13 protein-coding genes are annotated in these 14,719 nt (G+C 34.8%); 5 read left to right on the top strand and 8 right to left on the bottom strand.

Translation table 11 applies throughout. The annotated features are described in order from the left end of the window. Positions 1–44: 44 nt before the first annotated feature. Positions 45–701, bottom strand: coding sequence for a DUF6766 family protein (locus ACQY44_RS21725; protein ID WP_428232366.1), 657 nt, complete (start codon positions 699–701; stop codon positions 45–47). Positions 702–1,074: 373 nt separating this feature from the next. Here ACQY44_RS21725 and ACQY44_RS21720 point away from each other — a divergent pair, with 373 nt between their 5' ends. From ACQY44_RS21720 to ACQY44_RS21705, 4 genes are all read left to right on the top strand, one after another. Next, positions 1,075–1,221, top strand: coding sequence for a hypothetical protein (locus ACQY44_RS21720; protein ID WP_428232365.1), 147 nt, complete (start codon positions 1,075–1,077; stop codon positions 1,219–1,221). A 22-nt stretch (positions 1,222–1,243) separates the two neighbouring features. After that, positions 1,244–1,609 (top strand): hypothetical protein, encoded by a 366-nt coding sequence (locus tag ACQY44_RS21715; RefSeq protein WP_428232364.1) that lies wholly within the window; start codon positions 1,244–1,246, stop codon positions 1,607–1,609. 192 nt (positions 1,610–1,801) lie between these two features. Beyond that, positions 1,802–2,200 (top strand): hypothetical protein, encoded by a 399-nt coding sequence (locus ACQY44_RS21710; protein WP_428232363.1) that lies wholly within the window; start codon positions 1,802–1,804, stop codon positions 2,198–2,200. A 29-nt stretch (positions 2,201–2,229) separates the two neighbouring features. Beyond that, positions 2,230–2,511, top strand: coding sequence for a PrgI family protein (locus tag ACQY44_RS21705; protein WP_428232362.1), 282 nt, complete (start codon positions 2,230–2,232; stop codon positions 2,509–2,511). Positions 2,512–2,689: 178 nt separating this feature from the next. On the opposite strand, the gene ACQY44_RS21700 is transcribed toward ACQY44_RS21705, so the two are convergent. The 6 genes from ACQY44_RS21700 to ACQY44_RS21675 form a co-directional block, all read right to left on the bottom strand. After that, a complete protein-coding gene (locus tag ACQY44_RS21700; protein WP_428232361.1) occupies positions 2,690–3,091 on the bottom strand; it encodes a hypothetical protein in 402 nt (133 codons plus the stop codon). Positions 3,092–3,205: 114 nt separating this feature from the next. Then, positions 3,206–3,580: an STAS/SEC14 domain-containing protein gene (locus ACQY44_RS21695; RefSeq protein WP_428232360.1), complete on the bottom strand. Its 375-nt coding sequence runs from the start codon at positions 3,578–3,580 to the stop codon at positions 3,206–3,208. A 547-nt stretch (positions 3,581–4,127) separates the two neighbouring features. Then, positions 4,128–5,900, bottom strand: a complete 1,773-nt coding sequence (locus ACQY44_RS21690) for a RagB/SusD family nutrient uptake outer membrane protein (RefSeq protein ID WP_428232359.1) — start codon at positions 5,898–5,900, stop codon at positions 4,128–4,130. 3 nt (positions 5,901–5,903) lie between these two features. Then, positions 5,904–9,188: a SusC/RagA family TonB-linked outer membrane protein gene (locus tag ACQY44_RS21685; RefSeq protein ID WP_428232358.1), complete on the bottom strand. Its 3,285-nt coding sequence runs from the start codon at positions 9,186–9,188 to the stop codon at positions 5,904–5,906. 72 nt (positions 9,189–9,260) lie between these two features. Beyond that, positions 9,261–10,184 (bottom strand): FecR family protein, encoded by a 924-nt coding sequence (locus tag ACQY44_RS21680; RefSeq protein WP_428232357.1) that lies wholly within the window; start codon positions 10,182–10,184, stop codon positions 9,261–9,263. 83 nt (positions 10,185–10,267) lie between these two features. Then, positions 10,268–10,792, bottom strand: coding sequence for an RNA polymerase sigma-70 factor (locus ACQY44_RS21675; protein ID WP_428232356.1), 525 nt, complete (start codon positions 10,790–10,792; stop codon positions 10,268–10,270). 265 nt (positions 10,793–11,057) lie between these two features. Here ACQY44_RS21675 and ACQY44_RS21670 point away from each other — a divergent pair, with 265 nt between their 5' ends. Further along, positions 11,058–12,119, top strand: a complete 1,062-nt coding sequence (locus ACQY44_RS21670) for a phosphatidylinositol-specific phospholipase C1-like protein (RefSeq protein WP_428232355.1) — start codon at positions 11,058–11,060, stop codon at positions 12,117–12,119. Positions 12,120–12,367: 248 nt separating this feature from the next. Here ACQY44_RS21670 and ACQY44_RS21665 read toward each other — a convergent pair whose 3' ends face one another. Beyond that, a complete protein-coding gene (locus ACQY44_RS21665) occupies positions 12,368–14,311 on the bottom strand; it encodes a metallophosphoesterase (RefSeq protein ID WP_428232354.1) in 1,944 nt (647 codons plus the stop codon). Positions 14,312–14,719: the final 408 nt, after the last annotated feature.

The following is a 14,719-nucleotide window of genomic DNA, read 5'->3' as shown; positions in this document are numbered from 1 at the left end:
GAAACTAAATGATTTATACTAAATACTTTTTTTAAAGCGCTTTATTATTCTCCCGTCTGATTGTGCGGCGCATCTACGGGTTTAGATTGTGAAGAACCTTTTTGGCGTAAAAATATAGACAATACGATTATGGCAAAAACGGAAAGAAATTCGCTTTGCCAGTTTTGAAAAGATTCAAACCAAAAACGGGATTGGGCAAAATAATCTGACAAAGAAAGTTCTGGAGCTCCTTTTAGAATATTGGCTGTATTTTCATCTTTAAAACTTCCATAAAAATGAAGACAAAAAGAAGCAAAAAACAACACGAACAAACTTATTGTGAGTGAATTTTCATAAAGCCACAACCATATCCCGCCTTTTCTAACAGGCCATGGAGCGTCCTTTCGTTGCGGAGAAGGTTCCCGGTCAACTTCCTCTTCTCCATCAAAACCCTTGGATTCTGAGGATCCTTTTTGTTTGAGAAAAATAGTCAGCCATACCAACAAAGCCATTTGCAAAAACTCACTTTCCCAATTCTCAAAAGTGGCTTCAATAAAATGTCCGGTGGTCAGATAATTACTCATCGTAACCGCATGACCACCGTTTTCTATAAGCTCTTTATTATATTCTTCAATACCAAAAATTATCTGACCTAAAAAGGCTCCGATAAAAAGCAACAGAAACACAATTGATAAACTGTTTTGATATAGAAATTTTTTCATTTTTTTAATAGTTGTTCAGGATTTTTAAATGTTTAAAAAAAACAGTTTTTTAATTCTCTTTTAATTCACGATTGAACATTCGGGGAGAATTATTATCTCTAACCAGCCCAACAAATGTAGCTGACAATACAACCAAGTGCTTACATGATTTAATTGAAAGGTTATATCATTTAAACATTTGATAGTCAGTTATAATTCATTAATTTTAATTCGAAAAAATAAAATTTGCTCTGTAGATACTGGTTATAGTATTACAAGCAAAACTTACATTATAAATTGCTGTTAATTATACAATTAGATCCTATTTTTCTGTAAGGAGTTTAGCAGTGTAAGGCAGTAGCTTTGTATTATAAACCATTAAAAATTGAGTATCATGAAAAATACAGATCAAAAAAACAGCAGTACCGCAACTTCAGGTGCAAAGTCAGTGGATAAAAAAATAGACAAAAAAGAAACATCTCCTAAAAGAGAGGTACAACATAATCCGAAAGATGATAAGAAGCCTTCGGCAAAAAAATAATTAATGCTAAAGTATACTAACTATGGAAAATCAAAACAATCAAAATTACGATCATCAAAATCGTGATTTTAATCAGGACTTAGATACTCTTATTGATAAAGAAAATGCCAATCAGGATAGTAAGTATCAAAATCAGGAAGAGTTTATAGATGATGTCAATCATCAGACGAACGACTATAACCGAAATGAATCTAATCCGGGCGAAGAGCCTATTCTTAATGGAGAAGATCAAATTACAAACGATGAAGATCAGGAAGATTTAGATGATTCTATTGAAAAAGACAAAGATCCGGATGATGAAGATGAAGAAGATCTGAAAGATATTGAGGAAGATTTAGATGAGGTTTCACATGATCCTTTTCCGAGTACGAATCCCGGAAATTTCTAGTTCTTACACTATATTTTATTTAGATAACCGTTAAAGATTTGAACTTAACGGTTATTTTTTGTAAATTGAGGTCTGATATGAAATTTTATAATAAAAAATCAAAACTATATAATTTTTCTAACTGTGAATGAAGTAATTTTAAATTATTGGTTTTAAACAAATTAAAAACGATTAAGAAAATGTATTTGTATCATGGATATCACAATTCAACTCGTCTGGTTATTTGTTCTGGCTATTCCCATAGCCTGCATCAGCTGGACCGTCACGCATGAAGAAATATTTAAAGAACCTCGTGAATGGTGTGTAAAACATTCTAAAAACGACAGAACCCTTCTATCGCGAAAGGTTTTTTATCTCTTTACGTGTGAATATTGTTTTAGCCACTACGTTACAATTGCCTTCTTAATCCTTTGTAATTATAAACTTTTGCTAAATGATTGGCGTGGCTACATTTTGGCAGGATTTTCGCTTGTTTTTATGGCTAATGTGTATATGAGTCTTTTTGCCTTATTACGACAAGCTATTAAAAAAGAAAAAGTAGAAATCGAAAAAATAGAGAACGAAACAGATAGTGAGAAGCTATTAACATAAAAAAAGTACAACTAAATAAATTAAAACTCATGGAAAATTTAAATTTTATAGATCCATTATTGCACGGAATTACACCCGAAAAAGTAAACAACAAAATACCTAATCTTTCTGCTAAACAATTAGCTTGTGCCGGAGTAAGTTCTCTTATAGTGGGTGCAGTTTTAAAAAAAGCCGGACAAAATAAAGCTGCTGCTCTTATCGGAGGTCTTGCCTTACCATTTTTAGCCTCAGCAGTTTACAAGCAATTTACGAAAGTATCTAAAGCAAAAAAAGAGCTTACGGATAGTAGTGGTATCGAATACAATCACTAACTTAGTGTTTTCTTTTTTAAAGAAACAATCAACGAAATATTGGTTCGCCACGAATTCACGAATTATGCTACATCATCAGCTATAAAAGATTTGTGAATTCGTGGCTTATTTTTAAAATAAAAAAGTCTATAGTTAATTTTATAGACTTTTTTTGTAATCTGACTGTTTGACCTAACTTTTACTTTTTAACCGGATTTTTTATGGTATCCAAATGAACAGGATCTGCTGTAGGATCTGATACTATTTTTGTCGTATTGGATTGTTGTTTTTTCCCGCTTCCTACTTTTTGAGCTTTACTTTTCTTAGCAGCCCCACGATTTTGAACGGTATCTAATCGTACCGGATTTGCTGTAGGATCTGACACTATTTTTGTGGTATTGTAGGGCTGTTTTTTCCCGCTTCCTACTTTTTGAGCAGTACTTTTCTTAGATGCTGCAGTATTTTTAACGGTGTCCAAACGTACCGGATTCGCTGTTGGATCTGACACTATTTTTGTAGTATTCTTTTTTTGTGGCGTTTGCTGCGCCATGACAGTTCCTGCAAAAAGGATCATAACACAGACTAATAATAAATTTTTCATAATATAGATTTTAAATTAATAAAGGGGGTATTTCATAAACCAATCTCAATTTAAAGTCGACATCTGAATTAAGGTACTTCAATCAAAATCAATTTATAAACGTCTGTTAGTTGATTATTTTACTTCTATATTTCCTTCGGCCCAGTTCAGGGCTTTATTGAAATCCAGTTTTTTAAAACCTTTAAATTCTCCCGGAACAACAAAACTAAATCCGTTAGTGAAAGTGATTATTTCGTCAGAGTCTGTAACTATGGCAGCTCGTTTCCATTTTCCCAGATGTTTTAAGCCAAGTAATGCATCCTGCAGCCATGCTCCGGCCGTAAAATTCTGAATATCGGTATCCAAAACCAATAAAAAGTTGATTTCATTGGTTTGCTTTACCAAATGTTCTACAGCCGGAACAACTGCTGTTAGAAAATCGTCTTTGGTTACTTCTGCTAAAGCTCTAAAAGCTACGATATTGTCTGTTGTATCAATTTGGTGTATCATTTTATTTTTTTTTGAATTGTTGCTATTTGCTTTTTCTTATTCAATTGATTTTCAATATTTAATATAAAAACCACTCTCAAATTTAGGCATAGAATCTATGTGAAGCCTTATATCATCTCACTCCGTTTTTATAGAATTTAAAGGTTTTTTTGAAAGGGACAAAGGGGCAAAGGAACAAAGTGGCAAAGGGACAAAGGTTCATTATTAGGCGTATGCCTATTATACGGGAGATGCAGCGCTTTGCGTTTCTTTGATTAGTTTGTGTACATCTAATCGCTAGTAGAATTTGACTAAACGTATCAAACGAACAGAGGCTTGCGTGAGGGATAGAGCTAAGCTACCGAAGTAGCAGCGAAAGCCCGACACCCTCCCGATAAGAGGGCCTATATATATACGGTAATTTTGCCCTCTTATCGGGAGGGTGGCACGCCCCTATTTTTAATCAATAAAGGTTTAGAGTTGCAAAGGTTCAAAGATTCTCAACATAAAAAAAACCTGTCTCTTTCGAAACAGGTTCTTTGTAAAAAAAATAAACTAACACAAAAACTTAATTGTAACCTTCATTTTGTTTGAATACCTTTTGATCGATAACCGTTTGCGGAATTGGAAATGCTCTTCTAAAGGGTTGAGAAGCAGGTTTTGCAGTTCCTGGTAAATCAAATTTTCCAAAACGAATACTTTGTGGTCTTCTTTGTAATTCCCAATACAATTCAAAACCTAATTCTTTATATAATTGCTCTGAGTCTAAAGAAGTAATGACTTTTCCCGGAGCATTAGCAAATAACGATTCTCTTTTTCTGCTGGTACGCAGTTTATTAAGATCGATCATCGCTAAACCTGCGCTTCCTTTTCTAAAATAGGCTTCAGCTCTCATGGCATAAATTCCTCCTAAACGGAACAACGAAATATCCACATTACTGTTACCATTTCCTCCTTCAGGATCAAATTCATATTTAAAAACACGGGCTCCCTGATTGATTTCGTTTTGAGCGAAAACAGATTTAGTAGGATCAGCAAACGTTAATGATGGTGTAAAATTCATTCTGGTAGTCGTACTTTTTTCCATAACTAATGGAGAAACTTTGATACGATTACCTACCATTTCAAGAGATCCTGAAGCTAATAATATTGGCCCGTATTGAAGCCCGGCCTGAATTCCTCTGTTAAAATGGAACCAAGGCAACGCTGGGCTGCTTTTAGGTACAATGTCTGTTGCAGGAACACTTACATCAGTACCATCATTCATAAACCATGTGCCATCAGCATATTGATAATGTTGTTCAAATCTTGGGTCATCATGATTACCTTCCCATGATGCATAAAACTCAGGAGTGGTACACGTAGCATTTGTTCCCCTGTTTGCAGCAGATGTTCGCTGGTTACGCTCCATACACACATAAGCAAAACTATTAGAACCGTTACGGATATAATCTATCTTTTGAGAAATAGCAAAAATAAGCTCTTTACCATTCTCGTTGTCCCTTGCGAAGTTTTTGAAAAAATCACTTTCTAAACTATATTTTCCTGAATCGATTAGTAATGATGTGTAATAAATAACACGGTCCATATCTGTTCCTGTGCTGCCCGTTACTGCTGGTTCATTAAAATTAAAATTAGATGTGGCATTGTAACGGTCTTTGAATACGGCACGATTCAGATACATGGTGCTTAAAAAAGCATAAGCAGCTTGTTTGGTGAATCTTCCGTGGTGTGTTCGTTGTGTGCCAATGTCAGCCAGATTTGGCAGCAAAGCTTCAACATCAGTGATTAATTTGTCAATTTCAGTCTCTGCTTTTAAAATTTGCAAAGGTGCATCTACATTCAGCGGATCTCTAAATGGTGCTTGTCCGTACAGATCTAATGTCGTATAAGTATAATAGGCTAAAAGTGCTTTTGATTCTGCCAAAAATAATGCCTTTTCCGGAAAGGTACTTTCTTGTGCTGACTTAATTGCCGTCAAAGAACGTGTTATCCCGTTCGTCAGTAAATTCCAGTTATCCACTATAATCGCGTTACTTGAGCTCCATGTAAATTCATGCATGTCTCTCCATTTTCCACCATCTCCCCAGTCACTACCGCGAGTTGGTAAAATGGCTTCATCTGTAGTATATTCCTGCATGGCAAAAACAGCTCCGTGATCTGTAAAAGTTCCGTCTCCCAGTCTGTCATAAGCAGCAGCAAGTGCACCGGCAGGATCTGTAGCGTCAGTTCCTAATTTTTCATCTAATACTACTTCGTCCAGGTCTGTACAGCTGTTTAGAAGAAAAATAAAAGAGAATATTGTTATAATTTTTATGCTAAAAAATGTCTTTGTCTTCATGATTTATAATTTTAAAGTTGCTCCGAAACTGAACGTTCTAGAAGTTGGATAACTCGCGTAATCGATACCAATAGATTGGTTTCCTCCGCTTGATTTCGGGCTGTTGATTAACGGATCGTAACCTGTGTAATTCGTAATTGTAATTAAGTTCTGACCTGTAACATAAAGAGTCAGTCCGTTTAACCAGTTTACTCCTTTCAGATCAAAATTATAACCAATACGAGCTGTATTCAATCTGATGAAATCTGATTTTTCTAAGAATAATGTCGATAAAATTGGTGAATTTGTCGGGTTTGCACCAGATTCATAATACCCTGTAGCTACATTTCGATCAGAAGCTAAGTTGTTTATGTTTAAGGCGTTCAATCCTGTATTATTCAACAAATAACCTCCCGTTTGCCCAATGATAGAGAATGAGAATGTAAAGTTTTTATATCTCATATCGCTATTAAAACCATAGTAAAAAGTAGGCAGTGCTCCTTCGATAATAATTCTGTCACTGTTATCAATTTTACCGTCTCCGTTTTGATCTTTAAAAATATTGCCTCCTTTGCTGTCAAACCCAATATGTTCTAATAAATAGAATGAACCTGCCGCGTAACCACTTTTGTAAATGTTAGCATTTACTCCGGATTGTCCAGGCCCTGAAATCGTTCCTGTTAAGATTTCTGAAACCGGTAAGTCTTCGATTTTATTTTTTAGGGTTGCTCCGTTCATATCGATATTCCAGCTAAAATTTTTAGTGTCTACTATCTTTGAACCTAACATAAACTCAAAACCTTTGTTGACAATTTTTCCATCAATATTTGTCCACACAGTTGTTGTTGGTTTTAAAGGACTTGACGGAACGTTTAAGATCGCATCTGTAGTGGTTTTATTGAAATAATCAAGAGTTCCGTACAATTTATCACCCCATAAATTGAAGTCTAAACCTAAATTGTATTGTGTAACTACTTCCCATTTTAAATCAGGATTTGCTGTTCTGGTTACAGAAACTCCGTTTACCAGAGTCAAATCATCATACAGATAATATCCATCAGGACCAGATAGGGAATAACTTGCCTTAGTCAATTTGTTTTGCACTTCCTGATTTCCCGTTTGTCCCCAGCTCGCTCTCAACTTTAAGTTATTTATGGCACTTACATTTTCCAAGAAACTTTCTTTAGAAATATTCCATCCTAACGCAGCTGACGGGAAGTAACCGTATTTGTTATTATCACCAAAACGAGTCGAACCATCTGCTCTCATCGAAGCTGTCAGAAGGTATTTATTATTGAAGGTATAATTGATTCTTCCAAAATAAGATTGCAATTCATTTTCCTGGGCATAACCTGTAGTTCCGGATTGTGTTCCTGTAAAACCAGGATTAATAGACGGTTTAATTCCAACTCCTTGTGCAGCGATTCCATCAATACTAAAACTTGTTCCTGATCTTTCAAATTTTTGATAAGAGAAACCTCCCAGAACCTCAAATTTATGTTTATCCAGCGCTAAATTATAAGTCAGATAATGCTCGATCAAAGAGTTTTTCGAATCTAAATTGTTTTGAACATATTTCCCTTTTGGATTTAAATCAGTTACGTTTGGGTAAATTGTTGTGTTTCTTTCTGCTGTAGAACGATCGATACCAATGTTTAATTTATATTCTAAGCCGTCAACAATTCTTAAAGAAGCTTCAAGATTTCCTAAAACTCTTAGTGTACGCGTCTGATCCTCATAGATACTCAATAAATAAGCCGGATTGTAATGCGCGTTCATATTGAAATTAGTAAACTTTCCGTTAGCATCATAAACAGATCTCGTTGGGTTTGCCATCAAAGTATGTACAATCAACTGACCGTTTGAACCTCCGTCATCACTGGTAGGAACCCCATCATCTTTGGTTTCACTAGCCGTAAGATTTACTTTTACTTTCAAACGTTTGTTATCCAAAAATGATTCGGCAGCATTGATTCTACCTGACATACGTTTGAAATTACTGTTGCGGATAATACCTTCCTGATCCATTTGCGCTACAGAAGCGTAGTAGTTTCCGGATTCTGTTTGTTTAGAGAAAGACAATGCATTGTTTTTTGTCACCGCCGTTCTGTAAATCACGTCTTGCCAATCTGTATTTCCGCCATGATCAAAAGCAGGTTCCTTAATTGCGCCTCTATATTGGCCTGCACTTAAAACATCCAGTTTATTAGCCACAGTAGAAAGTCCTGTATAGGTATCAAAAGTCAAAGTTCCTTCTCCCTTCGATCCTTTTTTTGTGGTAACCAATACTACTCCATTTGATCCTCTTGCCCCATAAATTGCTGCAGCAGAAGCATCTTTCAAGACTGTAATCGATTCTATATCACTACTGTTCAGGAAGTTCAAAGGATTTTTTGCAGATGAAGATCCAAAACCTACATTACTTCCCGAAGGGCTCACGTCATCATTTGCCAACGGAACACCATCTACAACGAACAAAGGGGTACTTCCGCTTCTGATCGATCCAACTCCACGTATAGTCACATTTACTCCTGCTCCCGGTTCTCCACTTGTACTTACCACACGAACACCAGCCACTTTTCCCTGCAATAAATTATCAGGCGAAATAGTAACTCCCTGTTTAAAATTTGCCGCTTCAAGTTGTGTAACAGCTCCGGTAACATCTTTTTTAGACTGCTTACCATAACCCACCACCAAAACCTCATTTAATTCAGCTGTATTAGGTTCTAACTGGATTGTCATAAAACTATTTTGAATCGCAACTGTTTTCGTTTTATAGCCCATGTACGAAACTTCGATAGTTTTACCTTCACCAACCGTGATTTCAAATTCTCCGTCAAAATTAGTAACAGTTGAGTTTGAAGAACTCGTTTCCATAACGGTTGCTCCCGGAATTGGTACTTTGTTTTCGTCAAGAATTTTTCCTTTTACCTTCACTCTTTCAACTACTTTATTTGTAACTGTTTTAGGCGCTATTGTTTTTTGAATTAAAACTAATTTGCCGTTTATGTTATAATTGAAATTGGCTTTTTTAGACAGATCACTTAAAATCAAAGCGATAGACTCATTGGTATAATTTACTGTGTAAATGGTATTGTCAGCAATAATAGCTTGTCCGTAACTGAATTTATAGTCAGTTTGGGCACTTAATTTTGAAAAAATAGAAACAAGTGTCGCTTTTTCTATTTTATTTTTTACATTTGGTTCTTCAGGGAAATTAGTTTTACTGTAGCCACTTTGCACGGCCAGTAACGCTAGTACTAAAAAGACAATTCTCTTTAGATTTAAATAGGTAAGTTTAAAATACATGATTTAAGTTATTGGTTTTTTACGATACTTAATTATAAATGGCAGTTGTTCTCAGCAACTGCTTTTTTGTTTTTAATTTACTTTTACTATTTCGCCATAAACTTTAAATTTTAGGTTTGTGATGTAATTAATTTGTTCTAAAACATTCTCTAATGATGCGTCCTTCTTGATGAATACCGTTAATGGCATTGCTAATACATGTTCATTATTATATTGAAATGAAACTCCGTATTTATATTGTAAAATGGTGATGACTTGTTTTAAGGTAGTTTGGTTCAGTGTCACATCTGTATTGTACCAATTGACCAAAAATGATTTATCAGCCATTTGTTTACTCAGTTTTTGCGCTTCAAACAACGCTTCTTCATTAGGGATCAAATCAATGCTTTGACCATTTGTAGAAACATTTACTTTTCCGGTTACGACTATGACTTCGCATTTTGATTTTGAAAGCTGAATGTGAAATGATGTTCCTACCACTCTGGTTTTAATCTCACCGGAAGTAATAATAAAAGGATGCGTTTTGTCTTTGGCAATTTCAAAAAATGCATTTCCTTTTAAAAGTGAAACCTTTCTTTCTTCTCCCTTAAATTTTTCAGGATATTGAAATAATGAATTTGCTGCCAGATAAATTTTCGAGCCATCACTTAATTCGATAGATTTGGGGGTATCTGACGTTTTAAATGATAATTGCTTTTCGGCCGTAATGTTTGGTTTATAGAAAATTCCTAAACCCACCAGAAAAAGAATACTGGCAGCTGCCATATATTGTAAATAAGGGTTGAAGGTTTTCTTCTTCCCTATTCTAAGTTGAATATTTTCGTATATATTTTGAGAAACTTCATCTGAATTTCCCATTGAAGTTTCCTCCCAGTTTGAGTTTTGATATTCGTTTAAAACAAAATTATTCAGCAGATCTTCTTCTGCTCGTGAAGTTTTATGTCGGGAACTTTTATCGATAAGACGTTCTAAACTATGTTTGATTCTTTTTACCATAATACTTGTTATTACTAGTAAGTACCCTAATTGTAAAATCGTACTATCGGGAAATATTATGAAACCATTAACAGAAAGTTATCTTAAAACTTTTGGTTCAAAATAATGAATGGAGCAAGCCAGGCAAGGTCTTTTAAGCCTTCGCGCAATTGTTTTAAGGCCGATGAAATTTGATTTTTTACCGTTTGTTTCGAAATTCCCAGTTCATCTGCAATCTGATCAATTGACATGTCCTGAAATTTATACATCAGTAAAACTTCTTTTCGTTTCTCCGGAAGTTTGTCTAATAAGGAATAAAGTAAATCTGTTACTTCACTATCAATCGAGCTGAAATTATCAATAATATAATCTTCGAATTTATCTTCGAGAATTGTCTTATCGAACCGGTTATTTTGATAATGTTTGAAAACCTGATTTTTTACCGCTCTGAACAAATAAGGTTCGATGGCATTGATATTCAAATCGTCTTTTCGTTCCCATAAATCAATAAAGACATCCTGAACAATATTCTGTGCCAAGTCTTTATCCTGAGTCATCGTATACGAAAAGGCATTGAGCTTTTTCCAGTAATCAGTATACGCTTTTTCAAAATTTTCAGGGTTTTTCATAACTTATTTTGGGACTGTTTGGTGATGTAAAATAATAAAATGTAATACCAAAGTTTTTTTCCTGAACGTTATCTTTAAATTAAATAAAGAATTATTTTGATGTAGAAATACTACTATTTTCAGGCAATATTGATAATCAGATTGCGATTTCTTTTTTTTTAAATAACATAAAAATCAAATCTGGTTTTTACTTTAGTCTTTTCTAAAAAAAGTGATTTTCTTGTGCTGCGTCCTCAGTATTAATAAAAATTACACTTTCAAAAACATGAAACAAATTCTGTTTACCTTATTCCTTGCTGGCGCAATACACAACACTGCCCAGGCCCAAAACGACAATCTAAAAATCAATCAGATACAGGTAATAGGATCGCACAATAGCTACCGCCATAATATTGAACCGGATCTCTACAATCTGATTCAGGCAAAAGATACTTCGCGTTCCCTAAAAGGTCTGCAATACACACATATTCCGCTTACAGAACAATTGAATAAAGGCTTAAGAAATCTTGAAATTGATGTTCAGGGCGATATTAAAGGCGGAAAATATGCACACCCAAAAGGATTGGACCTGGCAAAATCCCAAGAAGCTTATGATCCGAATGGAGAAATGAAAAAACCGGGGTTTAAAGTTTTTCATATGATCGATATTGATTTTAGAACTTCTTGTTATACTTTACAAATTGCTCTTGCCGAATTAAAAAAATGGTCTGACGCCAATCCGGATCACATTCCGGTTTTTATTACGCTGGAACCAAAAGATGATGACAGTTTCTTAGGTACAAAAGCGGAGAAATTTACGCCTGAATTATTTGATGCTTTAGACAAAGAACTTCGCAAAGGATTAGGCAATAAGCTAATCACGCCGGATATGGTTCGTGGAAAATATAAAACCTTAGAAGAAGCTGTTTTAAACAACAATTGGCCAACGCTGAAAAAAGCAAAAGGTAAATTTTTATTTATTTTGGATAACAACGGAGCCAAAAGAGATATGTATGCTTTGAATCATCCTTCGTTAAAAGGGCGCGCCGCTTTCATATGCGCAGAACCGGGAAAACCAGAAGCTGCCACATTAATGATAGGCAATTCTGAAGATCTAAAAATTGCGGATTTAGTCAAAAAAGGATATATTATCCGTACAAGAGCAGATTCTGACACTAAAGAAGCCCGCAAAAATGATTACACGCATTTTGAAGCTGCCAAAAAATCCGGGGCTCAAGTCATTACAACTGATTATTATTTGCCAAGTACATTCTTCAATTCTCCTTATCAGATAAAATATGATGATGGCAGTTATGTGAGAGTGAATCCTGTGACTGGAGTTGAGTAGTTTTCAGTCTCAGTCTCAGTTTTCAGGTTGGGGCGGATAAAATTAAACCGCAAAGAACGCAAGGTTTTTTGTTTTAGATTGCGGTTAGTAAATGCAAAGTTCGCAAAGCTTTATCAATTAGCTTTGCGAACTTTGCGTTTTTATATAAAAGTTGCATGTAAAGAAACTTTGCGTTCTTTGCGGTTAAATTCAAGTTCTAAATTACGCTCCAACAAAACTTTAAACCTGAAACAAAAATAAACCTGAAACTATTTTTCGTTCTTAATTTCTCCCGTTTTCAAATCAACACTAAAATGATCTGCCGGAACTTCTTGCATGAATTTATTAAAGATGATTAGAAACAATCGCATCTGGTTTTGCAAAGGTTTTTCTTTTGATGTGTCTTCTTTGTGATTCTCAAAAAATAACTGGGATAATACTTTATATTGTTTCGCCCTTGTTATTCCAACATCAATCAAAGCCAATTCATCGGCACTTCTGAAACGGTAAAAATCTACCAGAAGATCATAACCTGTCCAGTTAAAATCTTGCTTTTTGAGATTGTTTTCGGTTAAGATTTTATCTGTTTTATTTTCTGCTTCCGCCCATTCTTTTTTAAAATTTTCTTTATTCTTCAGGATCGCATCAAAATCTTTATCAGATTGAATATTGGCTAAAACCAATAAATCTTCTGCCGAAACATTCAGAATAAAATTTTTAAAAGCAGAAGGCCAATCATCGGCAAGGAATCTTAGGCGCACTAATTCTTTCAGATGAAAATCAGTGAAATCATGATAGTTTTTAGTTTTTAAAATATCAATATTCCAGATGTCTTTTGTATTTTGGCTTTCCAGGAATTGATATTCCATTTTGTATAAATCAAAAAGTTCGTCATATCCGGGAACCTCATCAATGGTGATGGTTTGAATATCGACCAGATTATCTTTCTTGATCGTCAATAATTTATAAGCCGGAATATACGCTGCCAACGATGGCGTTTGAATATTCACCAAAGTATTTCCTTTTGCAGTGGTTCTGGTTCCTGTATCATTAATATGCATGTGTCCGCCAAAATGAATCTTCAGTCCTGCATCTGCAAAAACCTGCGCTACTTCTTCAACCGGAACGCGATTCAATTGCCATTTGTTTGGCCCAAGTAATTCTTTTATTTCCGCAGAAGCGTCATCATTAAAATCAATCATCGGGAAATGACTAAAAGCTATCAAAGTTTTGCCTTGTTTTTTGGCTTCCGCCGCAATTTCTTCCACCCATTTTATCAGATGTTTTTTGTTCGAAAGTACATTGTTATATCCCGTACTCGCTTCGGCATAACTTTTAGAATCTTTAGGATCTCCATCGTTTTTCTTCGGAATATAAACGTTACCATCAATCGCCATTAACCAAAGTCCTTCAACAGGTTCAACAACATAACTCACATCCGGAACTTCATAACCCACCCCTACATTATAAACTCTATTGGATAATAATGCGGCCTGAGAGGCTTTTTCGAAAGTATAATTTTGAGCCGTATAGGTTGAAAATGGTGTTGCCCAGAATTTGTATTTTTTATTGGGATAAAAACCAAAATCTCTCAGATTATCGGTAATCCCCAAATAACCCATTTTAGCAATATCGGCGGTTACAACAACGGGCTGTTCGATGGTTAAATTTGGCTTATAAAGGCCTTCTTTGCTATAAATGGGTTGGCTTTTTCCGTCCTTTCCTAAAAAATCTTCTTTACCGGATTCCTGGGCAAAAGGTCCAACGGGATCGTGATTTCCTGTGGTAATGAAAAACTTGATATTGTATTTTTTTCTGTATTCAGCTAAAATTTTCTCCAATCCTTTTACATGAATCGGCTGACCATCATCTGTATAATCTCCCGGAAGTGCTACATATTTTATCTTTCTTTTTGCGATATCTTCTAAAGCCGCAATAAAAGCAAAATAGTTTTCATTGAAAATCCGGGTCGAATGCAACTGAGACGCCATTGTTCTCATTAACGTATATTTTCCGGATTTAGTATTTAAAATACCTTTATAATCATTATCAGAAAATGTTCCGAATAAATCCTGCAAATGAACATCAGATAAAAAAGCAATTTGAGTTCCTTCCAGTTTCTTTTGTTTTTGTGCTGAAATAGTACAACTGAAAAAAATGGAAAATAAAATAGCTAAACAATATTTATAGGCAAAATTAATTTTAGAAATCATAGGTTAAGCTTTTGCAAATGGGATTTAGAGAAGTTGCAATTTTATGGATTAAAACCTGAAATGTCTTTATCGTATTGTTACGGAATAATAATTATTAATGTTTTACTGTGATGTTGATTTAACCGCGAAGACCGCTAAGATTTACGCCAAGTTCGCCAGGTTTCTTTTAAGCTAGTGTGCAATAATCTCGCAAAGTCGCGAAGGCACAAAGTTTTTATTTTCTTTGCGACTCTGGGACTTTGCGAGATTAAAAAATAAATCCTTGCGAACTTGGCGTAAATCTTTGCGAACCTTGCGGTAAAACCTTACTATTGATATTACGAAAGAAAATGGTAAATGGGAACCTATATAAAAAAAACAATCTTGTCATTTCTGACAAGATTGTTTTAACCTTTGTCAAAATCTACA

It is taken from the genome of Flavobacterium sp., assembly GCF_965277525.1.
Lineage (GTDB): Bacteria > Bacteroidota > Bacteroidia > Flavobacteriales > Flavobacteriaceae > Flavobacterium.
Note: the sequence above shows the minus strand (reverse complement) of the source record. Positions and strands in the feature narration are given on the sequence as shown.